The 26,337-nt window shown below is 68.1% G+C and carries 24 protein-coding genes and 5 pseudogenes; 10 read left to right on the forward strand and 19 right to left on the reverse strand.

Going from position 1 to position 26,337, the window contains the following annotated elements:
- Positions 1–228: 228 nt before the first annotated feature.
- Together ACH442_RS26980 and ACH442_RS26985 are read left to right on the forward strand one after the other, a co-directional pair.
- A pseudogene (locus tag ACH442_RS26980) lies at positions 229–636 on the forward strand (transposase); the annotation flags it as partial.
- A gap of 126 nt (positions 637–762) precedes the next feature.
- Complete coding sequence (locus ACH442_RS26985; RefSeq protein WP_396340899.1) at positions 763–1,365, forward strand: SMI1/KNR4 family protein; 603 nt, start codon at positions 763–765, stop codon at positions 1,363–1,365.
- 170 nt (positions 1,366–1,535) lie between these two features.
- Here ACH442_RS26985 and ACH442_RS26990 read toward each other — a convergent pair whose 3' ends face one another.
- The gene (locus ACH442_RS26990; RefSeq protein ID WP_396340900.1) at positions 1,536–2,342 is read right to left on the reverse strand and encodes a hypothetical protein; all 807 of its coding nucleotides are present in this window, start codon (positions 2,340–2,342) and stop codon (positions 1,536–1,538) included.
- Between the two features lie 305 nt (positions 2,343–2,647).
- On the opposite strand from ACH442_RS26990, the pseudogene ACH442_RS26995 reads away from it, so the two are divergent.
- Together ACH442_RS26995 and ACH442_RS27000 are read left to right on the forward strand one after the other, a co-directional pair.
- A pseudogene (locus ACH442_RS26995) lies at positions 2,648–4,069 on the forward strand (NF041680 family putative transposase).
- An 894-nt stretch (positions 4,070–4,963) separates the two neighbouring features.
- On the forward strand, positions 4,964–5,746 hold the full coding sequence (locus ACH442_RS27000) for a transposase family protein (RefSeq protein ID WP_396340901.1): 783 nt from the start codon (positions 4,964–4,966) through the stop codon (positions 5,744–5,746).
- 8 nt (positions 5,747–5,754) lie between these two features.
- On the opposite strand, the pseudogene ACH442_RS27005 reads toward ACH442_RS27000, so the two are convergent.
- From ACH442_RS27005 to ACH442_RS27025, 5 genes and pseudogenes are all read right to left on the reverse strand, one after another.
- A pseudogene (locus ACH442_RS27005) lies at positions 5,755–6,552 on the reverse strand (IS5 family transposase); the annotation flags it as partial.
- Positions 6,549–6,749, reverse strand: a complete 201-nt coding sequence (locus ACH442_RS27010) for a hypothetical protein (protein ID WP_396340902.1) — start codon at positions 6,747–6,749, stop codon at positions 6,549–6,551. The gene ACH442_RS27010 and the pseudogene ACH442_RS27005, both read right to left, overlap by 4 nt.
- Positions 6,746–7,150, reverse strand: coding sequence for a hypothetical protein (locus ACH442_RS27015; protein WP_396340903.1), 405 nt, complete (start codon positions 7,148–7,150; stop codon positions 6,746–6,748). The genes ACH442_RS27010 and ACH442_RS27015 overlap by 4 nt, the downstream gene beginning before the upstream one ends.
- A gap of 10 nt (positions 7,151–7,160) precedes the next feature.
- Positions 7,161–7,886, reverse strand: a pseudogene (locus ACH442_RS27020) (DUF6192 family protein); the annotation flags it as partial.
- Positions 7,887–7,898: 12 nt separating this feature from the next.
- Positions 7,899–8,036: a hypothetical protein gene (locus ACH442_RS27025; RefSeq protein WP_396340904.1), complete on the reverse strand. Its 138-nt coding sequence runs from the start codon at positions 8,034–8,036 to the stop codon at positions 7,899–7,901.
- Positions 8,037–8,172: 136 nt separating this feature from the next.
- Between ACH442_RS27025 and ACH442_RS27030 the strand changes: the two genes are divergently transcribed.
- From ACH442_RS27030 to ACH442_RS27040, 3 genes are read left to right on the forward strand one after another with little or no spacing between them, the layout of a single operon-like run.
- Positions 8,173–9,351 carry a tyrosine-type recombinase/integrase gene (locus tag ACH442_RS27030; RefSeq protein WP_396340905.1) on the forward strand — a complete coding sequence of 393 codons (1,179 nt, stop codon included), beginning with the start codon at positions 8,173–8,175 and terminating at the stop codon, positions 9,349–9,351.
- On the forward strand, positions 9,348–11,981 hold the full coding sequence (locus ACH442_RS27035) for a tyrosine-type recombinase/integrase (protein WP_396340906.1): 2,634 nt from the start codon (positions 9,348–9,350) through the stop codon (positions 11,979–11,981). Before ACH442_RS27030 ends, ACH442_RS27035 begins: the two co-directional genes overlap by 4 nt.
- A complete protein-coding gene (locus ACH442_RS27040; RefSeq protein ID WP_396340907.1) occupies positions 11,978–12,565 on the forward strand; it encodes a DUF6262 family protein in 588 nt (195 codons plus the stop codon). The genes ACH442_RS27035 and ACH442_RS27040 overlap by 4 nt, the downstream gene beginning before the upstream one ends.
- A 598-nt stretch (positions 12,566–13,163) precedes the next feature.
- Here the strand turns inward: ACH442_RS27040 and ACH442_RS27045 are convergent.
- From ACH442_RS27045 to ACH442_RS27065, 5 genes are all read right to left on the reverse strand, one after another.
- Positions 13,164–13,793 (reverse strand): hypothetical protein, encoded by a 630-nt coding sequence (locus ACH442_RS27045; RefSeq protein ID WP_396340908.1) that lies wholly within the window; start codon positions 13,791–13,793, stop codon positions 13,164–13,166.
- 227 nt (positions 13,794–14,020) lie between these two features.
- Complete coding sequence (locus ACH442_RS27050; RefSeq protein WP_396340909.1) at positions 14,021–14,167, reverse strand: hypothetical protein; 147 nt, start codon at positions 14,165–14,167, stop codon at positions 14,021–14,023.
- 818 nt (positions 14,168–14,985) lie between these two features.
- Positions 14,986–15,141, reverse strand: a complete 156-nt coding sequence (locus tag ACH442_RS27055; RefSeq protein WP_396340910.1) for a hypothetical protein — start codon at positions 15,139–15,141, stop codon at positions 14,986–14,988.
- A 159-nt stretch (positions 15,142–15,300) separates the two neighbouring features.
- Positions 15,301–15,723 carry a VOC family protein gene (locus ACH442_RS27060; protein WP_396340911.1) on the reverse strand — a complete coding sequence of 141 codons (423 nt, stop codon included), beginning with the start codon at positions 15,721–15,723 and terminating at the stop codon, positions 15,301–15,303.
- A 69-nt stretch (positions 15,724–15,792) separates the two neighbouring features.
- Positions 15,793–16,806, reverse strand: coding sequence for an Lrp/AsnC family transcriptional regulator (locus ACH442_RS27065; RefSeq protein WP_396340912.1), 1,014 nt, complete (start codon positions 16,804–16,806; stop codon positions 15,793–15,795).
- Positions 16,807–16,862: 56 nt separating this feature from the next.
- Between ACH442_RS27065 and ACH442_RS27070 the strand changes: the two genes are divergently transcribed.
- Together ACH442_RS27070 and ACH442_RS27075 are read left to right on the forward strand one after the other, a co-directional pair.
- On the forward strand, positions 16,863–17,828 hold the full coding sequence (locus ACH442_RS27070) for an amidohydrolase family protein (RefSeq protein WP_396340913.1): 966 nt from the start codon (positions 16,863–16,865) through the stop codon (positions 17,826–17,828).
- 29 nt (positions 17,829–17,857) lie between these two features.
- Positions 17,858–18,157, forward strand: a pseudogene (locus ACH442_RS27075) (zinc-binding dehydrogenase); the annotation flags it as partial.
- A 17-nt stretch (positions 18,158–18,174) separates the two neighbouring features.
- Here ACH442_RS27075 and ACH442_RS27080 read toward each other — a convergent pair.
- Positions 18,175–18,468: a hypothetical protein gene (locus tag ACH442_RS27080; RefSeq protein WP_396341029.1), complete on the reverse strand. Its 294-nt coding sequence runs from the start codon at positions 18,466–18,468 to the stop codon at positions 18,175–18,177.
- Between the two features lie 345 nt (positions 18,469–18,813).
- On the opposite strand from ACH442_RS27080, the gene ACH442_RS27085 reads away from it, so the two are divergent.
- On the forward strand, positions 18,814–19,164 hold the full coding sequence (locus tag ACH442_RS27085; RefSeq protein ID WP_396340914.1) for a DUF952 domain-containing protein: 351 nt from the start codon (positions 18,814–18,816) through the stop codon (positions 19,162–19,164).
- Positions 19,165–19,436: 272 nt separating this feature from the next.
- Here the strand turns inward: ACH442_RS27085 and ACH442_RS27090 are convergent, their stop codons facing one another.
- The 7 genes from ACH442_RS27090 to ACH442_RS27120 form a co-directional block, all read right to left on the reverse strand.
- Complete coding sequence (locus tag ACH442_RS27090; protein WP_396340915.1) at positions 19,437–20,291, reverse strand: NAD-dependent epimerase/dehydratase family protein; 855 nt, start codon at positions 20,289–20,291, stop codon at positions 19,437–19,439.
- Between the two features lie 68 nt (positions 20,292–20,359).
- Positions 20,360–20,713 carry a DUF742 domain-containing protein gene (locus ACH442_RS27095; RefSeq protein ID WP_396340916.1) on the reverse strand — a complete coding sequence of 118 codons (354 nt, stop codon included), beginning with the start codon at positions 20,711–20,713 and terminating at the stop codon, positions 20,360–20,362.
- A gap of 74 nt (positions 20,714–20,787) precedes the next feature.
- Complete coding sequence (locus ACH442_RS27100; protein ID WP_396340917.1) at positions 20,788–21,216, reverse strand: roadblock/LC7 domain-containing protein; 429 nt, start codon at positions 21,214–21,216, stop codon at positions 20,788–20,790.
- Between the two features lie 12 nt (positions 21,217–21,228).
- On the reverse strand, positions 21,229–23,706 hold the full coding sequence (locus ACH442_RS27105; RefSeq protein ID WP_396340918.1) for a nitrate- and nitrite sensing domain-containing protein: 2,478 nt from the start codon (positions 23,704–23,706) through the stop codon (positions 21,229–21,231).
- Positions 23,693–24,718, reverse strand: a complete 1,026-nt coding sequence (locus tag ACH442_RS27110; RefSeq protein WP_396340919.1) for a hypothetical protein — start codon at positions 24,716–24,718, stop codon at positions 23,693–23,695. The genes ACH442_RS27105 and ACH442_RS27110 overlap by 14 nt, the downstream gene beginning before the upstream one ends.
- Positions 24,719–25,019: 301 nt before the next feature.
- Positions 25,020–26,009, reverse strand: a complete 990-nt coding sequence (locus ACH442_RS27115; protein WP_396340920.1) for an LD-carboxypeptidase — start codon at positions 26,007–26,009, stop codon at positions 25,020–25,022.
- 80 nt (positions 26,010–26,089) lie between these two features.
- The gene (locus ACH442_RS27120) at positions 26,090–26,275 is read right to left on the reverse strand and encodes a hypothetical protein (RefSeq protein WP_396340921.1); all 186 of its coding nucleotides are present in this window, start codon (positions 26,273–26,275) and stop codon (positions 26,090–26,092) included.
- Positions 26,276–26,337: the final 62 nt, after the last annotated feature.

The following is a 26,337-nucleotide window of genomic DNA, read 5'->3' on the forward strand; positions in this document are numbered from 1 at the left end:
CACAGCTCATCGCCATTCCTACCGGTCGGCGAGGTGGTGAGTCGGTCATTCCCGTGGGTCACCGGTGACGACTTTTCCGCTACTCGGGCGACGGCTGTCACGGCCGCGAGGCGGTGGAGCCCGGCCTCGGGACGTCAGCCCGCGGCGCGGCCCGCCGTGCGGGGTCACTCAGCCGTCCTGACGGGCGACCAGTTCGGCCAGTGCGAGCCGCACGTGGTGGCAGTCCACGTCACCACGATCACCTGCGCGCAGATCCGGCAACTCGTCGCCCGTCTCATCGACGCCGGGCAGTGGCAGGCTGGAGACCGCGACATTCTGATCGTGCTCGACGCCGGCTACGAAGCCCCGCGAATCGCCTGGCTGCTGCGTGACCTCCCGATCGAGATCCTCGGCCGGATGCGTCCCGACCGGCTCCCGCAACCGGCAGACCGCTGCCCGCCACGACGTGAGATTGATCCTGGTCACCGGACAGGCACACCAGCGACCAACCCACCACAAGAAGGGCACCAAGCCCCGCCGGACTGGTTAAGCTTGTCGTTTAACCTCCCGGCTCCGCCCAACGTCGCCGCAGACTCCACCGCTGCGTCATCAAGGGTGACTACAGCGAGTGCCGGCCAGCGCGCTGGGCACGGATAGAGACGGGACGGAGCGCGCGTTCTCTGCGGCAAATGAGTAAGCACGCTGGCGGGCTGGCATCGTGCTTACCGATGCAATACCGCGATCTTCGCGGTCAACTCCTCCGGCTTCGGAGATGCTAGCCACATGGGGCAATTACCGGATGTGGAACGCTCATGGAACAGGATCGTCAAATGGCTTGCAGACAACTGCCCAGATGATCTTGCGGGCCTTCGAGGCCCCGCTCCCGCTGAGCAGCTCGACGTTATCGAGCATGTCTTGGGAAGGCCGCTGCCAGCTGATCAGCGGGCGTGGTGGCGGCTCGCAGATGGAACTGACGAAGGCGGCACCGCCGTCTGGCTCATACCCGTTGTTTGGACACCCCTCTCCACGAGAGATGTCCTGGCCCGCTACCAAGTCATGTTGAAGTTCGTCGCCGGCGAGCCCGAGCTTGCTCAACGGCGCACCGAGCCAGCCGGTTCTCCGCTCTCCTGGACTTGGCTGCCGGAGTGGTTTCCGATAGCCCACAATCTTGGAGGGGACTACCTCTTCCTCGATCTACGTCCCGGACCAAAATCCGGATGCGTGGGGTTACACCGCAAGGATGAATGGAATTATGACGGCCCGATCTGGCTGAGCGTGACAGCAATGCTGTCGGACGTTGCTGGTGCCATGATAGATGGCACCGAAATTGAGCGAAGGCGCCCCATCGTCGAAGACGGTCGGCTCAACTGGTCACTGACTCGTTGAGGTTTCACCTCGACGCCGTCGGGGCGGCACTTGACTTGTTGTTCTTCACCGAAATCGAACGAGCGTGCACTCTCGTCGGCAAGAGCGTGTGCTCGGGCGACGCGGTCGACGAATCGCGGCGCGTGACCGAATCCGTGGCCGGCGCGTACGATCGGCAGCATCAGCGAGTCTCAGCGGCGGCCTTCGGTCCCTCGCCAGGGGCGCCGCTCGGGAGTCCAGGCTAGGGCGTCGGCGGTGGTCGGTTCCGTCAGGGCGACTACGGATTCGTCGAACAGGTGCCACTCGTTCCGGGAATACGCTTCAGCGGCGATGAGCAACGTCGACGCGTGATTGCCGTGCAGCAAGACCTCGCTAACGAGCCCAGCCTCGCGACCGCCCTCGACAACGGTGTCGTAGACGACCTCCACCTGGTTGATCGGGCCGCGTACGAGTGGAATCTCCCGGCGGGACCGCCGGGCGCCGGAATCGAACTCCGGCAGTCGGAGTTCTCCGGTCGGAACGAAGCGAAGACCGAAGAGCACGTCATCCTGGTAGACGCTAATTTCTGTCGATGCTTCGGCGCCGATTGCGCGTAGCCAGTCGTAGGGTGTCCGCGCGGCGTCAGGTTCAGCCCACGCAATCGGGAAATCGTTCGGGGCCGACTCAAGGGCCCATTCCACTCCCTCCCATGACGCTATGCTCATGGAGGCCAGCAGAAGTGCGGCTGAGATATTCTGAGTGATCCAGCCGTGCTGGTCAGCCAGTCCAGCAGCAGCCAAAAGGTCCGCCACAGCCTCATGCGTCATGGCGGCTAGGTCGTCCGGCGGGGGAAAGCTCTGCCCGCGCGCTGCGGAGAAGATCGGGTACGGCCCGCCGTCCACGCGGAAAACTGTCCAAGCCGGTTCGCCGGCTCGGCTGGTGAACTCCCATCCAAGGCCGCCGCTGGCGCTCACATCGCTCGCGACAGCCGCATCCCACCGAGAACGCCAGTCCGTCATCAGTCAGATCCTAACTGTGCGCGATTGGCCTGTCGCCCGCCGAGCTCGCACGGTAGCGACTGTGCAGGGCCAGCGTTGATTGCAGTCTCAGAACGTCTCGGCATTCATTAGCGATTACCGCCGCGCTTTAACCGTATTCCCGCCGCCGCTCCACGGAGAGAATGCCAACGCACTCTCTTCGGCAAATCCGTGCGCTCGTAGCGTCCCGCCGCTGAGCCGACCGACTGTAACCCAGCGTCATCCGGAGCCGGGGTAGGTGACGCTTCGGCATGCTGGCGCCCGCGGAGCCGTGTCCGCGCCGATCGATGATCGTTGTGGCGGTCGTGACGGACAGGGCGGAAACGATCGATGTGTTGGCGGGGTTCCGTGAGCAGCTCTACCGATGCATGACCCGGCGGGCGGACGCCTTGTTCGAGCTGACGGACGCCCTGTTGTGTACCGACGGGCCGGTCAAGACGCTGGTCGGGCAGTCACTCGGGCCGGAGCACCGGCGGGGCCACGGCGCCATGTATGACGCGCTCAACGCGGGGCGCATCGAGGTGGCGTCGCTGCGCCGGCAGTTGGCCGGGTTACCGTTGCCGCGGGCGGCGGACGGGCGGCTGGTGCTCGCGGTGGACGTTTCGCCGTGGCTGCGTCCGGACGGCAACTGCAGCCCGTAGCGCTCGTTCTGCCACACCTACGGCCGCGGCAAGGACGAACACCGGATGATCCCTGGCTGGTCGCACTCGATCGTCGCCGCACTGGAGACCGGCCGGACCTCCTGGACGGCGTTGCTGGACGCGGTCCGCCTGCCGCCCGGCGCGGACGTCACGACGATCACCTGCGCGCAGATCCGGCAGCTCGTCGACCGGCTGACTGACGCAGGCCAGTGGCGGCTGGGAGACCGTGACGTCCTCATCGTGCTCGACGCCGGCTACGAAGCCCCACGCATCGCCTGGCTGCTACGTGACCTACCGGTGGAGATCCTTGGCCGGATGCGCTCCGACCGGGTACTTCGCCGAGCGACTCCGCCCCGCGTCTACCAGCCGCTGGATGGTCGGCCTGCCAAGCACGGTGGTGAGTTCGTCTTCGGCGACTCCGCCACCTGGGACGGCGAGCAGGCGGTCACGCACACCGATACTCGGCTCTCCGGGCAGGTGAAGGCGCAGGCCTGGGACCGGCTGCACCCGCGGCTGACCCACCGCGCCGCCTGGAACGACCATGATGGGCCGTTGCCGATCATCCAGGGCACGGTCATCCGGCTCACCGTCGACCACCTGCCCAGCCGCGGCGAGCCGAAGCCGCTCTGGCTGTGGTGGTCCAAGATCGACGCCACGCCGATGGATGTCGACCGGTGCTGGCAGGCGTTCCTGCGCCGCTTCGACATCGAACACACCTTCCGCCTAATGAAGCAGACGCTGGGCTGGACCGCCCCGCAGCTTCGCGAACCGGCTGCCGCGGACCGCTGGACGTGGCTGATCCTGGCCGCGCATACTCAGCTGCGTCTTGCCCGGCCCCTCGCAAAGGACCTGCGCCGGCCCTGGGAACGCCCGATGGCGCCGGAGCGGCTCACCCCGGCCCGGGTGCGACGCGGGTTTCGGAACCTGCGCGCAACCAGCCCTTCGCCAGCGCGTGCACCTAAACCCAGCCACCCCAGCCCCGGACGCCCGCCAGGCTCCCGCAACCGGCAGTCTGCCGCCCGTCACGACGTGGGCCTCATCCTGGTCACCGGCCAGGCACACCAATGACCGGCCCACCACAAGAAGGGCACCAAGCCCCGCCGAACCGGTTAAACGACAAGTTAAGTGTCTGTCTCGCTACCTGTTTCCGCAGCTAGCGCCAATATTGGACTGCGGAGGTCACTCCCCGCCGTTCGTATCACCGTCACAGTGGCGCCGATCCGAACGCGGCATCGCGGAGATCCCCTCCAAGCCCGATGCGCGAATCAGCCGAAGAGCGTGCGCTCGACGTTGACGAACACATGAGTGTCCTATTCTGCACTTATGGGGGCAGCATCGGACGGCGAAGGTCGCAAGCTCGTCGACGAACGGCGCGCGTATTGCGAAGCGCGCGAGTGGCTCCTATACGCCCTGCACGAACTTCCAGTTGGTGTTCTATGGGGTCCTAACGGCGCGACGGCGGCTGAATGCGCCGAGATGCTCCACGGCCTGGACGATTTCGCTTCCCTGTGCGGTGGGCTTCAACTGGATGATCACGAAGATTTCATCGAACAGTGTCGGTGGCACTTCGATCACTACCCCCACTACTTGGGTCGCCGGCGCCACTTCGTCGACTACCCCACATACGTAGTGGATAGGGGAGGGCCGACGACCGTGTCACCGCCGCCGATGCCGCGACAGTTCGCGAGCTGATCGGCTGAAGCCCTGGCATCGGCACCCACGCGCGCTCTCATGCCGCGATCCACGGTCTTAGGATGCCCCAGCTGATCAGGCGGCGATGAGCTTGGGTAGGGCGGCCCGCCGACCATCCGCCCGGGTGATCCGGCGGGTCATCAGTGAGCCTTTTTCAACCTGATCTTGCAGGTCAGGGCCCGTCGCCGGGGGTCGGTGATCGATGAGGGCGAGGCTCCAGGTAGGACAGCAAATCGACCAAAACCCGATGCCCCGACCGGGAGCCTCGCCATGCTGTCTTACCCGTCCACGATCTCGTTGTCCAGCCGGACCCTGAACCACCTCGCAGACCGCATCCGCAGCCAACGCCAGCAACGCAAATCCCGATGGCGGCGGTTGAACCCCGGCCGCCAGGCTCTGCTCGCCCTTGCCCACCTGCGCAACGGCGACACCTACACACGCCTCGCCGCCGGCTTCAAGATTGGTATCGCGACCGCCTGGCGTTACGTCCAGGAGGCGATCGCCCTACTCAGCGCAGTGGCCGAGGACCTGAACGCCGCCATGCGGCGCATCCGGCACCTGGCCTACGCGATCCTGGACGGCACCCTGATCCCGATCGACCGGGTCGCCGACCAGAAGCCGTACTACTCCGGCAAGCACAAGCGTCACGGCGTGAACGTGCAGGTCATCGCCGACGCCGTCGGACGCCTGGTGTGGGCCTCGGCCGCACTGCCCGGCGCCACCCACGACCTGACGGCCGCCCGTACCCACGGCATCATCGACACACTGACCAGGGCAGACGTCACGACCTTCGCTGACAAGGGCTATCAAGGCGCCCGCGGCAGCGTGCGCACCCCGTTCAAGCGGCGCCGCTTCCGGCCGAAGCTGTCACGCCGGCAAAAGGCGGTCAACCGAGCTCACGCCAAGATCCGCGCACGCGGTGAACGCGCGATCGCCACGCTCAAGACCTGGAAGATCCTGATCAAACTGCGTTGCTGCCCACGCCGAGCGACCGCGATCGTGCAGGCCATCCTTGCTCTGCACCACGTCGAAGCCAACCGCTACCCAGGATGAAAAAGGCTCAATGTGATGTTTGCCCAGGTGATGTGGGCTTCGGAATGCGCCGGGAGGCGTTCGTAGTCGCGGGCGTTGCGGCGGGCGCGCATCAGCCAGGACAGTGAGCGCTCGACGATCCATCGGCGGGGCAGCACCTTGAATCCGACCTGGTTCGGCGGTTTCTTCACGACTTTGAAGGTGAGGTCGAGGTCGTTGCGGGCCCAGTCGGTCAGGCCGGTGTAGGCGTTGTCGGCCCACATCAGGGTCAGCTCTGGATTGCTTTTGCGCAGCTCAGGCAGCATTTCGCGGGCGGCATCGCGGTCGGTGACGTCCGCCGGGGTCACCTTCACCGTCATCAACAGGCCTTTCGTGTCGACGATCAGGTGCCGCTTTCGGCCATTGATCAGCTTCGCGCCGTCGAATCCGCGGGTGTCTCGGCTGACGGTCTCGGCGGCTTTCACGCTTTGGGAGTCCATGATGGCGGTGACCAGGCGGGGGCACCGGCCGGCATCGACGCGGATCCGGCGGCGCAGCTGGTCGCGGAGGTAGTCGAGGCCGCCGTTCTTGGCCCAGCGGGCGAAGAACCCGTAGACGGTCTTCCACGGTAGGAAGTCCGAGGGCAGGGCTCGCCACTTGCAGCCGTTGTCGACCAGATAGCGGATCGCGTCCACGATCTCCCGGCGCGGGTGCGCCTCCGGATGTCCACCCGTCGGTGTGGTGCTGGCCGGCGGCGGCAGCAGCGCCTCCAGGAGTTCCCATTCGGCTTCGGTGGTGTCCGACGGGTAGCGCCGCCGTCGGGGCAGAACTGTGATCGTGGCGTTCATTCGCCACGTGCCAGCAGCTCGAGTGCGGTCTTGACGCTGGTGAGCTGGCCCAGCACTAGCTGGGCCCACTCGTCGTCGGGATGGCCCTTGAGGTGCAGGATGAGCACGGTGTCCAGCAGCCGGGTGATCCGCAGCATCTCCTCGCGCACGCAGCTGCGTTCGTAGGTGGTCCAGTCCTCGCCCTCGATGGTCGTCATGCGCCGCGGACGAGCAGACCGAGCGCGGACTTGACGCCGGTGAGCTGCCCGAGCACCAGCTGCACCCACTCGTCGTCGGGAAGCCGTTGAGCGTGCGGGATGACCGTGCTGCTCAGCAGCCGAGCGATGCGGGTCAGCTCGGTGCGCACGCAGGCTCGCTCGTAGGCGATCCAGTCGGCCGGCTCGGTCGACAGCTGGTAGCCGTCCTTGCGGGTCCAGGTCAGCGGGGTGAGCTTCTCCGCCGCGAGGACCTCACGCACGAACCGGAGCCCGGACTGGACCTGGTAAGCGCTCATCTCGGTCGCAATCACCAGCTGCCGGGTGGTCAGCCCGGCCGGGCGGGCTTCCATCAACGCGACCCGGACCAGATCACCGGCGACATTCGCGGGCACCCGTCCCATGACCGGCGGCCTACTCCCCGGCCAGGAGGCGGGCCAGGCCCTCCTCCGGAGTGACCTGGCCGGTGGCCACCGCGCCCTCGATCCAGTCCGCGGCCGCCCGGACCCGGGCCACGTTGCGCTGCACCGTCGCCTTCTCATCGTCGGTGTAGTTCTGCCCGCGCAGGCCCGGCACGATCCGTTCAGCGGACGCGACGAACTGCGCGCACGCCCCAACCAGGTCGAGGAACTCGCTGGTGTGCTCGATGTGCCGAAGCGCGGGAGTGCGCTGCCGGACCATCTCCGCTCCTTGCCGGGACTGGTCGAACTGGGCGCGGTTGACCTGGTGCCGGGCCGTGCTGTCGGTCATCGCCCGCGCGGCGACCTCCGGCCGGCGCAGCAAATTCGTGGCGACCTGCGAGGCGACTTCCTCGTCACGGACCAGCTCCTGCGCCACCACCACCTTCTCCTGCACCGTGGTTTCGGTGAACGCCACGTCCGGCCGGCGCAGCAGGTCGGCGGCGACCCGCGAGGCGACCTTCTCATCGCGGACCAGGTCATGGACCGCCACGATCTTCTCCTCCACCGACTCCGGCCGCGCGACCCGGTTGCCAACCCGGCGCCTGGCGTCGTCCGGGCTCCACCGCCGCTCGCCTGTGCGAGCGATCACCGGCGGTTGAGCGATCGCCGCGAACCGCTGCTCAGCGTCCGGGATCTCCGCCAGGATCGTGTGCACGGTGAACGAGGCATCCGGTCGCCGGTGCTCCCGGGGTCAGCGCGAGGCCACCCACCGCCACTTCTTCACCGTGGTCGCGGCGGCTCCGATGTCCTCGGCGAACATGGCCAGCGCCTGCGAGACGGCCACCAGCTCCTCGCTCAGCGCCGGATGCGCACCGCCATACGGGCGCATCGGCTCGATCTCTTTACCGACCGCAGATAGTGCTGCCCGTGATGTTCGTCTGGGCCTGTGACGTGGACGTCACGGGCTCGTTTACCGACCGAGTCAAGGACGTCGTTCATGTCCTGAAGGTCGGTACGGAGGACGAGTGGTACGGCAGCTGGTCATCGGGGACCTGAGGGTTCAGCAGATCGATCGGAAGGATGGACGGCGGTCGTGGACGATCGTGTGGCCCGAGGGCACCGTTCATAAGGAAGCGGACCGGTTCCTGCGCGAGCATGAGGGCTCCGGTACGCAGCGGACCTATGCGTATCTGCTGGTGGATCATCTGCGCTGGTTGGAGCGTGAGTGCCTCGGCTTCGGCGCCGTGGCGTTGCGGGATCTGGAACGGTACATGGGCCTGGTCGGAGCGGAAGTCCGGCTGCCGCTCGGCCAACCATGGCGCCTGGGTAAACGCCCGTACGGGAAAGCGGCGTTGTCCACGGCAGCGGCTTGCCTGAAAGGCTTCTACCTGCTGCTGGCATCGCTGGGCATCAACGCGGAGTTGGGCTCGGCCTTGAACATCTCGCGGCTTCCAACCCGCGCCGATCGTGACCGCGCCTTGCTCGGGCACGTCACCGGCGCTCTGCCGGCGAACCCGCTCGCCCCGACCCGAGTGCGGCGTCGCCATCCGAAGATGCTTCCAGAGGGCGCGAAGGAACGGCTGCTTGCGGAGGTTCACGCCGCCCGGGACCGCATGTTGCTGAGGTGGCTGATCGACGGCGGCTTTCGCATCGGCGAGATGTGCGGCCTGCATCTCGTGGACCTGCACTTGCGGGAGAGGGCGTCGTGCGGCGACTGCCGGGCCCCGCACGTGCACATCTGCCATCGCGAGACGAATCCGAACCGGGCGCGGGCGAAGACCAAGTACCCCTGGACGGTGAAGAACGGAGTGGTCACCGGCGGGCTGATCAAACGGGTCAGCCCGAACATGATCCACACCTACTTCGACTACATCACCAGCGAATACCCCAAGCACGTGCGGCACGGCATGCTTCTGGTTCAGCTCCGCGGCCGGCAATGGGGCCAGCCGTGGGCGACGGTCGGCGCCCGCCGGATGCTGATGCGGGCCGCGGCCCGCACCGGGCTGGGCAGGGTGAACCCGCTTGCGTTCCGGCACGAGTTCGCCTCCGCGGTCCTGGACGCCTCCGGCGGTAACCTGCTGATCACCCGGGACGCGGGCGGTTGGGCCTCCACCAGCACACCTGATGAGATCTACGGCCACGTCGACATCCATGACCCGGCCTTCGACGCCGCGCTGCGCAAGGTCTGGGGTGAGCAGGCGTGACACGCGGAAGCGAAGCCCTGCGGCTGCTTCCCTGGACGACGGATCAGCGTGACTCGCGCGACCGGTTAGAGATCCTGACCGCTCTGATCAACGGCCCCGGCTTCGATCCGCTGCTGCGAGCCGACATCATCGAGGTGCCGCCCGAGCACCCGGTGTTCGGCTGGGGGTGCCGGGTCCCGCAATGCGAGCGGTCCGCGCACGGCACCAGCGACCTCTGTGACACCCACCGCCAGCAGTGGAACGAGCAGGGAGGCGACGAAGCGGACCGCGCCGAGTTCTTCCGCATTGCAGTGCCGCTGAAGCTGACCACGGCTGCCCGTCCCGGTCCCTGCCGAGTCACCGCCTGCGAGCGCATGGCGCTGGGTCACAAGCACCGGTTCTGTCCCCGGCATGACAACCGGTGGCGCCACGCGAGCGCGCACGCACGCGCTCGGGGTGTCGAGTTCGATCTCGACGCCTGGATGAGCGAGGAGCGTCCTTACAACGGGTTCGGCGTCTGCCAGGCGGCCTCCTGCCGCGACGGGGCGCTTTCGCCGCTTGGCCTGTGTCCCAATCACGACCAGCGCTACACGCGTGAGGGCCGGCCGGGCGGGGCTGAGCTCGATCCGTCGAGGTACTGGGTCCATGCCTACGAACGCGACCCGTCGTCCGTCACCGTCCGCTACGCCGATCGGCGGGCATTCCACGCCTGGTGCGCCCGGGTGGAGCCGGTCCTACGGATCGGTGAGATCAACCTGCTCGGCCTGCGCCCGCTGCTGCGGGCGGAGTTCCAGTGGGTGCTGTTCGCCCGCCTGCAGAGCAACGTCCGGTCCCGGTGGACACCGATCGCAGTGCAGAGCTTGGTGGACTCCTGCCGGATACTCGGCACGCTGACCGACCTCGACCTGGGCGGCCTGCCTCGCCGTTCGCAGGGGTTGGCCAAGGCGATGTTGCAGTCCCTGCGGGTGGTCTACGTGACGCCGGCGGAGACCCGGGAGGCCGGCTATGTCGAACTCGATCACTTCGGCACGAGTATTCGCGGCTTCTCCAGCCACTACGACCTGACCGGCGTGACGCAGCGATGGCTGCGCGACCTGCTATGGGACTACCTCACCCACCAGTTGCGCACGCCGGGCAGCGCGCGCACCAGGGCGTCTTACGACGACACGCGGCGCGCCTGCCTCGAGCTGAGCGCCTTTCTGGAAGCCGCTTGCGAGCAAGGCGGGCATGCCCCGGCGCTCCTGCAGGCCGAGCATGTTCACCGATTTCTAGCCGATCAGCGCCACCGGGCCCGCAACCACCTGCCGTCGCTGGTCGTGCGGTTGAGGACGGGAAAACCCAGTACCGTCACCGCGACCACGCTGCACTTCATCTTCAGCCACGCCCGCAAGATGATGCGGTGGGCGCTGGAAACCGGAGCTGCCGACCGCGCCGGCCTTACCCGTGACTTCGTGGTCGCCTTCCCATCGATGGGTACCGGCACCCACCGGACCCGCAGTCCCTTCACTGACGACGTCGCACAGGCCCTGGCCGCCGAGGAGAACCTCCGACGTCTCGCCGACGTGCACGATCCCGGTGACCGGGGCGTGCGTGACATCTGGGAGATCATCATCGTGACCGGCCGCCGGGCCAGCGAGGTGATCAAGCTGAGGCTGGACTGCGTCGGCCGCTACAGCAACCTGCCCATGCTCTGGCACGACCAGACCAAGGTCGGCAGCTACGACCAGGCCATCCGCATCCCCGAGTACACCTACCAGCGCATCCGCGAACGCCAGCGCTTGACCTTGGCGCGTTTCGAGGGCCGATTCGGTCATCCCGCTACTCCGGCGGAGCGGGCACGGATGGCCCTGTTCCCCGCCCCGAAACACAACCCCGGCTTCGCGCGTTCGGTCAGCTACGGCTGGTACGGATCCGCGTTCCACGACTGGGTGTCCGAACTCAACCTGGGCTCCTGTGTCACCCATCAAGCCCGGCACACTCTGGCGACCAAGCTGCTGGCCAACGGCGCCGGTTTGCATCACATCAAGCGGTTCCTCGGGCACGTCTCGAATCGGATGACCGAGCACTACGCGAAGGTCGCCGTCTCGGAGATCGAGGACGTGCTGCAGCACGTCTGGGTCTCCGGCCCCGGGAGCGCCCGTCCCGGCGAGGTGTTGTCCGCCGGCACCACCCCGCTCGACCGGCACCAGGCCGAGGCCCTCGCACTGGACCTCACCCGCCACAGCACGCCGGCCGAAGGCGGCCTCTGCACCTTCCAGCCGGTCGTCAACGGCGGATCCTGTCCCTGGAACCTGAACTGCCACACCTGCGACAAGTTCGTGCTCTCCGGTGCCGACCTGCTCTACTGGCGCCGCAAACGCGAGCAGTGGATGTCGATCGCGGAACGCGCCCCGGACGACGCCACCGCTGACTACCTGCACCAGGTCTTCGAGCCCACCGCCCGCGCCATCGACGGTCTGGAGAAGGCCCTGGCCGGCCTCGGCCTGCTACAAGACGCTCTCGCACTCGATCTACGCAGGCCGCAGGACTACTTCCACCGCATGTGGTCCACCGCTTTCCGAGCCGCAGACCTCGCCGACACGGTGGCCGCCGAGGAGACGACCACGCACGACGAGAACAGCGCCAACAACCAAGAGGAAGCCTGCGCATGAACAACGTCACCGTTCCCGACCCCCGAACGGCCGCAGCCTTGGCAGCCCGGAGCCGCAGCGCCGAGGCCGCCGTCGGACGTGTCCACGACGCCGTCGCCCGGCTTCGCCACGAGAGGGCGCCGATCAGCGTCGCCGCCGTCGCCTGCCGGGCGAACGTCTCCCGGACCTTCCTCTACACCAACCCGCAGGCCAGGGCCGCAGTCTCTGCCGCTATGGCTGACACCGGCGAACGACAGAACCAGATCCTCGACGGTCAGGACGCCGAACACGAGGCAACCTGGCGCGAACGCGAGCTCAATGCCGAGGACGCCCTCAAGACCGCCCACGCCGAGATCCTCGCCCAGCGGACTCGGATCGGTGAGCTTCTTGGCCAGATCCGCAGCTTGGAGGCCGAGTGGGCTGAAGAGAGCATCCAGCGGATCACCACCGAGAACACCACGCTCAGGCAGCGGGTCCGCCAGATGACGGCCGACAACCGGGTTCTCGACGAGCGGCTCAAGGCGGCTCGTTCTAACGTCCGCTTCCAGGACCGGCGCATCGCCGACCTGGAGGCACGCCTCACCGACCCAGCGCCAGCTACGTAATGTCGCTCAGCTACTTACGCAGGGTTAATCGGAAGAGGTGGCAAGCGCCCGGATCCCGGCAGATGAGCATTGGTCCAGAAAGCTACTTGCCCTACCAGTGTTCGCAAGATCAAATTAACTGGTGAGTAGGTTCGCAGAGGTCGTTGTTCTAGCTGACGACGCCCACGAAGTCATGGCACCGTTGACTCGGGAGAACGACGGCACACGTCCATGGAACAGCATTTTTGTACCCATTCAAAGCCAGTGGCCGGGTTCCTTCGGCCGCGGCTGGGCTATTGAGTTCACTCATCGGCACCATTGGGCCGACCTGCTAGGTCACCTTGAGTCTCTACCCTGGCCACGCCCGGAGACAGTGCAGGTTCTCATCCATGACGAGGGAGACGATTGCTTCGGCCTCTGGATGATCCATGAGGGCAAGTTGGTCGAAATAGCGCTTCCGCAAACCGAAAGGGAGTTCAATCTTAACCCATTAACCGGCCGAGATTCGACCGAGCAGAGCAACCTCTACCGCATTGATCGAAGCAGCTGATACGGTCAGTAAAGCCTGCTGGGAATGAGCGCGATCGGATACACTCAACTCGGCACGACAGTGCTCCCGTCAAGCTGGTGGATCGTCTCGATAGAGATCTTCCCTTACGCCTCGGCCGCCCCAGCGGGTCGCGGTGAGTTCGGGTCGTGGACGCGTTTGTTTCGGTAGCCAGCCGTGCCGTCTGGTGTCGGGCGGGGCGTTGTCCCAGTCAGCGATCAGTGCGAACGGGTCTGCGGTGTAATCGACATCATCGTCGTTGACTTCCCGGACGACTACGGAGGGGTAGAAGCGCGTTTCCTGAGCCACCTGGCAATCGTCCGTCCGAGAAGCGACCAAGACGCCGCAACTCTCGCAGGCTACACACAGGTTTCCGCCGGCGAGGGACCAGCAACCAACGAGAACAAGGTCGTGGACGATGCGGGTGCCACGAACATCGCCGGGCGATAGCACGAAAGTGTCGACCACCTGATCGCACCCATACGCCGTCTCGTCGATCGCGTAGGTGCCGGGGCTGAGAAGTGGTGGATTGACATGGTGGCAGTCAAGAAGCGACGAGTGCGGTTGCGCTGGCAGTTCCACCAACCGGACCGGAACGCTCAGCGCGTTCCCGCACTCAGCACACCGAAAGGTTTCCACCACGGCAGTGTGACATTCAGGCCCAATGACAGCATCTGAATATGCGGTGCGGGCTTCGAACATCACACAAATCCAGGGCGCTCGATCTACCGAACGCTCTCTCATCGGCAGATCCGGATGTCGGCGAATCCGCCTAACATCACGCAGCGTAACCGATCAGCGCCAGGTGCGGCCCATCCTTCCCATCTGCTGACCGCTCGTCCCGAGGACCACCCGGACGGACTACAGCGGCTGCCCCACCCCTCCGTCGTGGACATGTAACTTATGAATCGCCGCAGGTCAGATTGGCTTCACGGGTCCCGCCGGTCGGTAAAGAGATCCAACACCCACTTACCCATCCGGAACTGGATCCGGGTGTGCTCCTGCATCAACGTGCGGCACTCGGTCACGATCTCGTCGTACCGGGCCTGCGTCACGTTCCCGATCATGGCTGGCATCAGGTCACCGCCCAAGAAGCCGCCCGCAGCGCGGCGAAGAACCCGCCGTCAGCAACTACGGTCGATACCAGTCAGGCTGAGCCGCAGGTCAGCAAGGTCGCAGTCCCCCGCAAGCGGTCACTCGTCCGAACGACCAGATGTGAGTGACCTGCTCCGCCACGCCCTCGTACGGCACCGCGGCGAGCAGAACACCGCCGACAACGGCCGATCCAAACCAGCAACCCACTCGGCCCCGCACTGTGGACACGTAGTCCGATGATTCTGCCTCGCCGCGGCGATCCGGGCTCGGCTCCGCCGGACCGTACGCCAGTGCCGAGCTCGGCACGCCGGCGAGCAGAACACCATCGACATCCGAGCCGCTGTCGGCAACCGGCTACCGCAGACCGGGCACCGCCGCAACGGCTTCTGCACCGAGTTCCCAGCGACCCCGGTCGGCTGCGGGACCAGCGACAACCAGCCGCGGGCGCCGCGCTTCGCACCGCTCATCTCGCGAGCGTAGAACCGGCTCTAAATCGATCTTGGAGTAGCGAGACAGGCACTAAACGACAAGCTAAGCAATCACCGGCAGCGCTGAACGACGGCTCGACGTAAAGGCCGGCCGGGGCACGGACAGCGACAGAGAGCATGTGCGGGATGAACGACACGAATGGTCACCGCGGCCGCGCGATCTGAGGCTGTCCAGCAGCCGGGCGCGGTCCGGCGAAATAGGAGCGTCGTTTATCCGCCGAGCCCGGTATTTGCCGGTTCGGGTCTGCGGTACGCGAATGGGCGCCCACTTCGATGTGGGACGCCCTTTCCCGCGTTACTGGCAGGTAAGACTAGAACCAGACTTTTCGACCACCGACCGGTCGGCCGACGGCTCCGAGAATCCAGAGCACGGCGCCGACCACCAGGAGAAGAATGCCGATCGTGTAGAGGATCGACACCTTCAGCAGGATGCCCAGCAGCAAGAGGATGAGCCCCATGACCAGCATGACTTACTCCGTTTCGTCTGCGGTGTTTCCCGCCGGCGGCTCTGTACCCAGCCCATCCAAAAGCCAATCCCCTCGCTGGTTCGCCCTACTGCAGCTGCGGATGTGCGGCACGGCTCGGCTCAGTGGCCCGCCGGGTGCTGACTTATCGCCCGCGAAGGGTCATGCTCCGGCGCGGTGACACACTGCTTCAAGGTTGATGCCGTGCGGGTCCTGCACGAAAGCGCCGTAGTAATCGCCGTGATACTCCGGATGAATCGCCGGTTCCAGCAGTGCGACCCCGCCGGCCGCCAGCGCCGCACGGTAAAAGACTGCTACTTCGTCGCGGGTGTCGACGGTGAAAGCCAGGTGCATGTTGGTGCCGACGGTGCCCCCGTCGATGAGCCAGAAGTACGGTTTGACGTCCGCCAGACCGAACCCGGTCATAGCGGTCGGCTGGTGGGGCGTCGCGTTCGGTGGGATCTCCAGCATTTTCGTGATCCCGATGGCGGCCAGCACAGGTTCGTAGAAGGCTACGGCGGCGGCAAGGTCGGGCACAGCGACGTTGAGGTGGTCGATTCTGGATCCCGAGCGGTCACGAGTCATAGGTGCAGCGTGCCGGGGACAGCGGTCAGATCGTGGCCGCTGTCCCCGCCGATGCCGGCCTGACCGGGGTCAGATGAGCCGGCCCCCGTCGATGCGGGTGCCGACCTGCTTCACCTGGCGGGAGATCGGGCTGACCTCCAGCGCCTCCAGCCCCGGCAATGTTCCCACCCGCTCGGTCGTGAACTCGAACAGTTCGTCCAGGTCACGGCAGTGCACAACGGCGTGCAGGTTGTGCGGCCCCGACACCGCCGCCGCGAACGCCACTTCCGGCATTTCCGCCAATGCCCGCCCGGCCGTTTTGAGCTGCGCCGGGTGCACCCGCATCGACAAGTTGGCCCGCGTCCGATAGCCCAGCGCGCCCGGGGCCACTTCCACATCGAAGTACAGCACTCCGGCCGCCAGCAGCGACTGCATCCGCCGCGACACCCGCCCCGGTGTGAGCCCGGAAGCCGCCGCGAGATCGACCAGACTGGCTCGCCCGTCAACGGCCAACGTCGCGATCAGCTTGTCGTCCGCATCGGTCAGGGACATCGCCTGCCCGCGGGCCACCGGCCGTTCGGCGAACGGGCGGGGCCCCAGCGCCGACTCCTCCGCGGGCGTCAGCACCCCGGCGAGCGCCGCCCAGTAGTGCCCCCGTCCGGCCACGAACTGCCGCAACTGCACCGACGTCTGGATGTCGAGGACCGCAGCAGCCCGGGGAAGCCGACGTCCGAGCAGGTCATCGCGCTGCTCCCGGGTTCGCGACCGCACCGCGCACAGCACCTCCGAACCGGTCAGCGCCACCCAGCTCACATCTGGTCGCTGCGCGAGTGCGTCGGCGATCGCGGTGACGCTGCCCGGCCGGCAGCGCAGCCGGACCAGCCACTGGCTCTGCCCGAGCGCGCCGGGGTCGATGACGCCGACGACCCGGATCGCCCCGGTTTTGCACATCCGCCGGTACCGGCGGGCGACGGTCAGTTCGGAGAGCCCGAGCACGCTGCCGACCGCCGCGAAGCCGGCCCGTGGATCGATCAAAAGCGCACGAAGGATTCGTACGTCATCGTGTTCCAGTTTGATGGAATCGGCTACTTCGGGACCCTCCATGAGGGCGATGGTACGTCCGGGGCCGGCGGAAGGCGCGCCCGGCCAATGCTTGGATCATGACTCTCATCGCCATCGAAGAGCACTGGATCATGCCCGAGCTGACGTCCGCCCTCGACACTCTGGACGAAAGCCTCGCCTTCAACGACCTGGGTGACCACCAGCAGCGGCTTCAGGACCTGGGGGCCGGTCGGATCGCGGCGATGGACGCGCAGGGCATCGACCTGTCGGTGCTCGCGCTGACCCCGCCGGGGACCCAACCCCTCAACCCCGATGTCGCCGTACGGCTGAGCCGCGCCGCCAACGACCTGGCCGCGTCAGCGATCGACGCGCATCCCACCCGGTTCCGTGCGTTGTCGACGCTGCCGATGTCCGCGCCGGAAGCGGTCGCGGCCGAGCTCGAACGGGCCGCTGACCTGGGACATGTCGGCGCGATGGTCTACGGGCGCAGTGGCGGGCGGTTTCTCGACGACCCGGTCTACGAGGACTTCTTCGCCGCCGCCGCGCGCCTCGGGCAGCCGGTGTTCCTGCACCCGCAACTGCCGTCGCCCGCGCTGCGCGACGCGTCGTACCGCGGCATCAGCCCGGTCACCGACCTGGCGCTGGCCACGTTCGGCTGGGGCTGGCACCTCGACGCCGCGACCGCCGCGCTGCGCCTGATCCTGCGCGGCACCTTCGACCGGCACCCGCGGCTGCAGATCATTCTCGGTCACTGGGGCGAGATGCTGCTGTTCTGGCTCGACCGCGCCGACAGCCTGTCCCGGGTGGCCGGCCTGCCACGGCGGGTCTCCGACTACATCCGCAGCAACTTTCACATCACCACGTCCGGGATGCTCAACCCGGCGCTGTTGCAACATACGCTTTCCGTGACCACTCCGGACCGGCTGATCTTCTCGACCGACTACCCTTTCCAGCGCCCGAGCCACGCGGACGTCACCGCATTTCTCGACCATTTTCCCACCGAAAAGCAGAGGGCCGATTTCGCGTACGGCAATGCCTGCGCCCTGTTCGGCCTGAAGCTCTGAAAGGTCAACCGTTCCGGTAGCGGCCGGACGTGGTCTTCACGATCGCCGTGAAAGCGGCGATAAAACTGCGGCGGTGTTTGTCCAGGCGGGTGGGCCGCGTGCCGGACAGAATCATGGCGTTCGGCTCGAATTGCAGAATCGCCCAGCCGCTGAGTGATCCGCTGACGCCGGCATTTCACAGCAACACCATGAAAGGCCGCGCCGACGTTGTCCAGCGGATTGTCGACGCGGTCGGGTCCGGGACCGTGAAACCCCGGCTCGACCGCGTTCTCGGGCTGGACGACGTGACCGCTGCCCACCAATGCACGGAAGCCGATCAAGCCGCCGGAAAGGTCGTGCTATTGCATTACATCGCGCGTCGCCGCGCAAGCCAGCCGACCACGGCCAGCCCGCAGGCGAAAGCCGCATCGGCCGTGGCGATCGGGCGCCACCGCGGCGACGTCGCCGCCAACCACACGCCGGTGCTCGCGTGCGCCGCGTCCACCATCGCACTCAACCCGGCCACCTGCGGAGACGGCCGCGCCGAGGTCACGACGGCCTGCACGATCTGCCGCACCCCGAGCACCCGCGCGACAGCCACCGCCGTCGCGGTCGGCGTTCCCCGTCCGCCCCATTCCAGAACCTTTTCCGGTACGGCCACCAGCGCGCACCCCCAGCCGAATCGCGCCACCGCAGCAACTCGCAGTGACCGTGCCGGTCCCCACATCCGCCTCGCCATCCCCACCTCCAGGAGGGCTCCTTACCCCTGCGCCGGGAGAACATTCCGGCATCACCGCGGAACGAGTGCGACAGATTGCCGAGACCATCCTGCTTCACGAACGGTGAACGGGCCGTCGGCGCCCTCCACCAAGGCATCGGTAGTGATCGCGAAGCAGCGGCGGACCTGCACAGTTGCTGCGTCCTTCGGATGGCGGAGCGGCGGCGCGTCCGGGCGGACGTGCGCGGTGAGCCACTCCGGGGATCATGGGTCGGCTAGGGTGCCGGGATGACGCGACTGCTGCACATCACGGAACGGGACACCTGGGAAGCCGCCCGGCCCACCGGTTGGTATCGCATGTCGACCCGGGGCGTGTCGCTCGACCAGCAGGGTTTCATCCACTGCTCGCTACCGCACCAGCTGCGGACCGTCGCCGAGTTCGTCTACGGCGACGGCGACGAAGACCTGGTGGTGCTGGTGATCGACAGTGAGCTGCTCGGCGTACCGCTGAAGTATGAGGCGCCGGAGCCGGGCGCCGACGAGTTCCCGCACATCTACGGGCCGGTTCCGGTCGGCGCGGTGACCGGGGTGGTCCCGGTCGAGCGGGACGCCGAGGGGCGCATGCTGCTGCCGGAGTGATTCACCGGACGCCGGCGACGAGACGTTCGGTGCCTGCCGTCCGACCCGGATCGTGAGCGTCGGCTTGGGCGGGGCCGACCGGCGCTGGTGGCTGGTTCCGGGCCGGGTCTCCGACCCTGAGTGCCGGCCGGGAGGGTGACCGGCGGCCACAACCGTGAGCGCAGCGGGCGTGGCCGGCACGCACAGCCTGACCACGCCGCGAGCCGAAGCGCCGGCCGGAGCCGCAAGCACAGCGGGGGTAGTCGGCACGCAGGACGGGACCAGCCGGCGGCTCACCCGGCGAGTGTGCCGAACCCCGTCCGCCAGCTGGGATGTTCCGGCTTCCAGTTCAGCTCGTTCCGGGCCAGCGTGTTGTCGGCACCACGTTCCCACGGCGCCCGCCCGGCGCCCCGAGGCGGAGCCGGCGCGCCCACCGCCCGTGCGAACACCGGCGCCCAGCTACGGCCCGCGGCCGGCTCGTCGTCCACGATGTTGTAGACACCGACCGGCCACTCCAGTGCCGCGACCGCCGCCCGGGCCGCATCCGTCACGTGCAGGAACGACGTGACCGCGTCGGTCGCGGTGAACCCGCCGGTGCGGAACAGTTCGTCGATGCGGTCACCGCGCCGATACCACGTGCCGGGCCCGTAGAGCAGCCCGTACCGCAGGATCACGTGGTCGGGCAGCTCAGCGACCTGCGTCTCCAGGGCCTGCACACCGGACACGGTCTCCCCCCGGGGACCGGTCGCCTCCAGGTCGAGCGACGTCTTCTCGACCGCGGGGGCGTCGCCCGGCTCGTAGGCCCAGGCGATGGACTGGGCGATCACCCGCCGTACGCCCGCGGATCGTGCCGCGTCGACAAGGTGACGCGTGCCTTCCCGCCGGATCCGTGAATTGTCGGCGAGGTTGTAGTCGCCGAGCGCGGTCAACTGGTGGATGACCGTGTCGGGGGAAGCCTGGCGCACCGCGGCTGTCAGCGCGGCCGGGTCGTAGACGTCGACCTGGATGCCGGTCGCCCCCTGCGCGGTGAGCGCCTGCACCCCGGCCGCACTGCGGGTGGTGCCGGTGACGTGGTGACCGTCGGCGAGCAGCCGGGGCACGAGCAGCCGTCCGACCGCGCCGGTCGCCCCGGCGACAAAGATGCGCATGTGGATCACGCTAGTCCGCGATCGTCCGACGGGATGGGCCATTTTACGGCCGGTCGGATGGGCCAATCTCAGGAGATCGCGCGCAGTCCCTGCATGACCCGGAGGATGGTGTCGGCGGTCAGCGGGTCGGTGACGTGCACGTCGAGGTACCCGGCGGCGCGCAGGTCGGCAACCAGGATCTTGGTGACGCCGAGGTGCAGGCGCAGCCGCGAGGAGAGTTCGGCGACCGACGTGGGCACGGCGCAGAGCGCGACCATCGCCTGCAACTCCGGCCCGAGCGAGGTGAGCGGCGGACGTCCGGTCCACGGTTCCTGGCGGCGCAGCGTCACCTGGGTCTCGACGTCGATGTCGGGGTCGGCGGCGGTGACCCGCCCGGCGGTGAGCACGAACGGGCGGGGCGACGAGGAACGATCGGGTGGCACCGCCGGACGCCCGGGCGGCGCGGCGCCGCCCGGGGGTTTCCGCAGGTAGGGAGGGATCCTCCCGATCGGCTCGCTCAACTCTGGACGGCGATCTTCAGTTCCGCGATCAGGCCCGGGGTCAGCGACTCCTTGGCCCGCGTGCCGAACAGCGTCATCTCGTAGGCGACGGTGGCGAGGTTCGCGGCGCGGCCGGCGACGACGCCGAGCGCCGAGCCGCGGCTGATGTTGGTGATGACCAGGTAGCCGTCGGAGACGTCGAGCACGATCCGGTTCATCGCGCCGAGCCGGTACCACTCGCTGGCGCCCGCGGCCAGGCTGATCATGCCGGAGACGACCGCGGCGAGGCGTTCCGGGTCGGATTCCTCCCGTTTCGACGACCGGGCCATCAGCAGGCCGTCGGTGGAGACGACGACCGCTTCCTGGACGCCTGCCGTCCGGGTGACGAACGAGCCGAGCAGCCAGTTGAACGTCTTCACCTCGGCGCTGAGATCCGTGATCTCCATGGTGCCGCCTTTCTACTGCCGGTTGCTGGGTGAGGTGTCGTGCAGCGCCTGCGTGACGCCGAACTCGATCTGTTCGACGAGGAGGCGGGCCGCGTCCGGGTCGTGGACGACCGCCGGTGGCGCGGCGGGACGCCGGGTGGTCTCGCCGTGGGGCAGGCTGGCGCCGGGCACTCGCCGGTTGAGCCCGTGCGGGCTGGTCTCCGGCGGCCCGGCGGCGGTCTCCGCGGACCGGACGCCGAACTCCAGGGCTTCGACGAAACTCTTCGCCGCCTCGGCGTCGGCGATCCCGGGCACGTGGGTCGCCAGGGCCGGCGCGGTCACGGGTGGTAATTGAGCACCGGGAACACGCTGCCGCAGCCCGGAGGGCGGTGCCGGAGCCGGAGCTGTGGCCGGAGCCGGAACCTGCCGTGGGGCGCCGAACCCGTTCCACGTGCGCTGATCACCCAGAGCCTGACTGGCCCGCGACACCGCCGCCCGCACATCCGGCCGAGGCTCGAAGGAGATCTCCGCCGCCGGAATCCACTCCGGAGTGATCCGCGTCAGCTCCGACGAGGCCCGCGGGAAGATCGGGGCCGGTGAGCGCGGTGCGGACGGCATCGGCGCCGCCGGAGCGATCTCCGGCACCGAGGTCAGCACCGATCCGCCGCCGATGCGCACCTCCACGGTCACCCCACCCCCGGCGGTCGGCGACAGCACGACTTCCAGCCCGTGCCGACGCGCGAGCCGGCCCACCACGAACAGACCGAGAACCTGCGTCGGTACGAGATCGAGCCGCTCCCGCCGGGCAATCCGCGCGTTCTCCTCCGCGAGCCGTTCCGCCGGCATCCCGATCCCGTGGTCGGCGACGACGAGCCGGGCCCCACCGGGTACGGCCCGGGCCGTGACGCTGACCCGGGTGTGCGGCGGCGAGAACGTGGTCGCGTTCTCCAGCAGCTCGCCGCAGATCAGCACCATGTCGCTGACCAGGGCGGGCGCGAGCAGCAAGTCGAGCGGCACGTCCACGTCGACCCGGGTGTACTCCTCGATCTCGGCCAGCGCCAGCCGCGTCACGTCGACGAGCCGCACCGGCAGGCGGTGGCTCTCCTCCCGTTCCGCGCCGGAGATCACCACGAGGCTGTCGGCGCTGCGGCGCAACCGGTTGGCGATGTGGTCGAGCTGGTAGAGCTTGGCCAGCCGGTCCGGGCTGGTCTCGTCGTTCTCCAGTTCGTCGATCAGGCCGACCTGCCCGCCGACCAGGTTCTGGGTGCGCCGCCCGATGTGGCCGAACATCTCGGCGACGTTGCGCCGGCTCAGCACCTGACGTTCGACCAGCTGGGAGGCGGTGTTCTGGACGCGGGCGAAGACCCGGGCCAGGTCGCCGATCTCGTCCTCGGAGTCCAGGTCGAGGACTTCGAACCGGACCGGTTCGACCGTTTCGCTCTCGTCGTCGGCGATGCGCCGCAGCTCGGTCTCGCCGGCTTCCGCGACCCGTTCCGCGGCCCGGCTGAGCTGTGTGAGCGGGACCGCGACAGCACGCGCGACGGCCGCGACCAGCACCAGGACGGCGAGGAGAACCAGAAGGACGAGGGCACCCACGACGTACGCAATGAGAAGTTGTCGTTGTCTTTGTTGGGTGACCGCCGTGGCGACCTCGTCGGCCAGTCTCTTCTTGACGAAGCCGCCGAGGACGCTGAACGACCGGAGCGCCGGGAACAGCCGCGCGACCGGCAGCGCCGCCATCGTCGCGACCGGGTCGGCCTCGAACCGCGTGTCGAAGTCCTTGCCGAGCCGGTCCTGGAAGGCGGCCGCGACCAGGTCGTAGAGCTGCCGCTCGCCGGCGGTGGCAAAACCTTCGAAGCGATCGAGGTACGTGTCGTACTCCGCCCGCTCCTCGCGATAGCGCACGAAGTGGGCCGGCACGTCCCCGGCGGCCATGCCGGCCAGCAACGCGGTGCTCTCGGTGTTCGACTCGTCCATGCGCAGCAGCGCGTCGAGCGCGATGAGCTGCCGCCCGGCCGTGGTCTCCGGGTCGGCCCGCTGCACCAGCCGGAACGACTCGATCATGTCGTCGAGCAGCGGCGCGAACTCGTCGATCACCTCGTCGGTCGTGGCGGTCCGCGCGCGCACCTTCTCCCGCAGCGTCGCGAGGGTCGAAATTTCCTCGATCTTTGCCCGTACGGCGTCGGGCAGCGCACTGCCGAGCTCCCGCTGCACGTCCCGGGCCCGGTCGGTGACCGCGGCCGTCTGCAGTTCGAGGTCGTCGCCGGTGACGGCGCCGAGCAGGTAGCCGACCGAGAGCAGCCGCTCGCGCTGCATGTCGGCGAGCAGGTTGCCGACCCGCTCGGCGACCGTGGCGACCTCGTCGATCGCGGTCGCCTTGTTCGCGGCGGTGACCAGGTCACGGACGACCGGCAGGACCAGCCCGGCCATCGCCAGCAGTGGGATGATCACCAGCAGGGTCAGCTTGCCGCGGATGCGCAGCCGGCTGATGCGGAACCTATCGAAGCGCACCGGCGTACTCCCGCCCGCTGGGTTCGACGACGAAGGGGGCCGGCACCTGGCGTTCTCGGCGCCGCGTCCGCAGTGCGAGCACCAGTGGCGTGAACGCGAGCAGCAGGGCCACCGCGTACGCCCCGGCCGCCAGCAGCCGTCGCCGGGTCAGCGACGAGAGCCGGTCCTGCAGCCCGAGGTCGATCTGGGTGAGCAGCGCCGACGAGAGGTCGGCCGCCGCGGCCTGCGTCTCGCCGCGCGCCTTGGTCACCTGCTCCGGGTCGATCCGGCCCTTGCCCGAGACGACCGGCGTCATCAGCGGCCGAAGGCTGTCGACGGCGCGGTTGAACCGGTCGAGTTTGCTCAGCAGCGCGCTGCCGAGACCGCGGCTACCGGTGGCCTCCACCGCGAGCCGGACGTCGTCGGAGAGGTCCTGCGCGTTGCTCGCCACGTCCGAGCCGGCCGAGCTGATGTCGACGAGTGCCTCGGCCCGCTCCGCGGCCGCCGAACCGGCCGCACTGACCAGCAGGTTCGTGTAGCGGGAGGCAGCCGCGATGCCCTCCGGCAGCTCCTGCGCGGCGCCGTCCTCGAGGTAGTAGAGGTCGGCGGCCGGGTCGCGGATCAGCTCGGAGTTGTTGCGGACCTTGTCCATCAGCGCCAGCAGCAGGTCGTGGACCGTGCCGTAGGCAGTGATGACGCTCGCCGCGTCCCCGCTCGCCGGCAGGGCCTCGATCTTGGCACGCAGCCCGGCCCACCGATCCTGCGTGCCCAACCGGTCCCGCAACTGGCCGTCGACGCGGGCCACGGCGTCGACCGCCCGGCTCACCTCCCCGGCCGTCGCCGCGCCGCCGCTGACCGTGGCCGCCTCGGCGTCGGTCAGCGCGATCTCCAGCGGACCGAGCGCCTGGATGTAGGTGACACCGTCGCGTTCGAGCGAGGCGAAGTCCGACTCGTCGCCGGCCGACTGCCACACCATGGCGAACAGCATGGTCACCGACATCGCCAGGACGACCGGGAGCAGCACCCGTGTCACGACACCGAACGGTTGCCCGCGCGACCCTGCAGTCATTTTCGCTCACTCTCTCGGGGCAGCGTCGAAAGTGCACGCGGGCGCTGTCCTCGCCATGCTCCGGACCGGGGAGCCACACAGGATGGTCGGAGGAACAGTACGACTGGAGAACAGCAAGGAGTGACGTCGACTCGACCGATTGTCACAGCCGACCAGTCAGTACTGCGAGGCATTCAGACAGTGGCCGGTCTCGACGTCTTGCCAGGAGATCAACTGAGGCGTATTTTCGCGCGCGACCTGCGCAAACGCCATTTCCGACTTGAGGTCAGTAGGCCGATTCGGCCCGCACGCCGGCCGCGACCGTCAACGTTCCGGCCGCGGTGTCGATCGTCGCGCGCGTCCCCAGCGGAACGGTCAGCTGACCGTTGCCGTGCCCGACGCGCAAACCGCCCAGAACCGGCACCCCCAGACCACCGAGCCGGTCCTGCACCGCCTGCGCCGCCGTCCACTGACCACTCGTGACCGGCGCGTTGGTGAACTGACCGATGGCCACGCCCTTGATCCCGCGCAGGGCGCCGCTGCGGACCAGGTGGGTGAGCATGCGGTCGTAGCTGTACGGCGCTTCGTCCACGTCCTCGAAGAGCAGGATGGCACCACGCAGGTCGGGGAGATCGGCCGTACCCACGCCGGCTTGAATCATCGTCAAGTTGCCGCCGAGCAACGTCCCTGTCGCCACGCCGGGGACGGAAACGGCGGCGCTCGGCTCGGCCGGATCGCTGGTCAGCACGATCGGATCGGTCGTCATCACCGCGCGGCGCAGCGACTCGATCTCGGCCGGGCCCAGGCGCGCGTCGTTCCAGTTCATCATCGGGCCGTAAAAACTGACCAGCCGGGCCGCGGTCCACAACCGGCCGCTGAGCACGGTCAGGTCGCTGAAACCGACGAAGACACGCGGGTCGCGGCGGACCGCGGCCAGGTCCAGGCCGTCGATGATCCGCTGGGTGCCGTAGCCGCCGCGAACGGCGAAGACGCCGCGCACGCCCGGGTCGCGGAACGCCGCGTTGAGATCCGCGAGCCGGGCCTCGTCGGTGCCGGCCAGGTAGCCGTACTTGTCGGAGAGATGCTCCCCGGCCTCCACGACCAGGCCGAAGCTCTGCAGGATCTCGACGCCGCGGGCCACCCGGGTGTCCGGCACCCCGGCCGGGGCGATCAACCGCACCCGGTCGCCGGGGCTCAGCGCACGTGGCCGGACGACGTCGCGGCCATCCGCCCGGGCCGGAGAAGCCGACGCGACGGCAGCGCCAGCGGTTGCCACAGCGATGAGAGTACGGCGAGAAACAGTCACCCGGCCGACGTTGCCGCGACCGGGCCCGATCGTCAAGCCGATCGATCGGATCAGCTCGGTGATCCACTCGGACGGGGAGCGTCATGGTCGGGTGGCCGTGCCCAGACACCGACGAAGTCCACATCGCTGCCGGCGAAGAACTCGCCCCAGCAGAGCGAACCGTGCAGGAACAGTCCGGCGAGCGCATCGGGCTGGCGAGCATCGCCTTCCACCAGGAAGCTGCGGGCGACATCCACGGCTCGGCACACTAGCCGCATCCGTCAATGCGCTCAGACCCCCTGCCGGCCTTCACGACGCG

This window comes from Actinoplanes sp. NPDC020271, from assembly GCF_044388125.1.
In the GTDB taxonomy this organism is placed as follows: Bacteria; Actinomycetota; Actinomycetes; order Mycobacteriales; family Micromonosporaceae; genus Actinoplanes.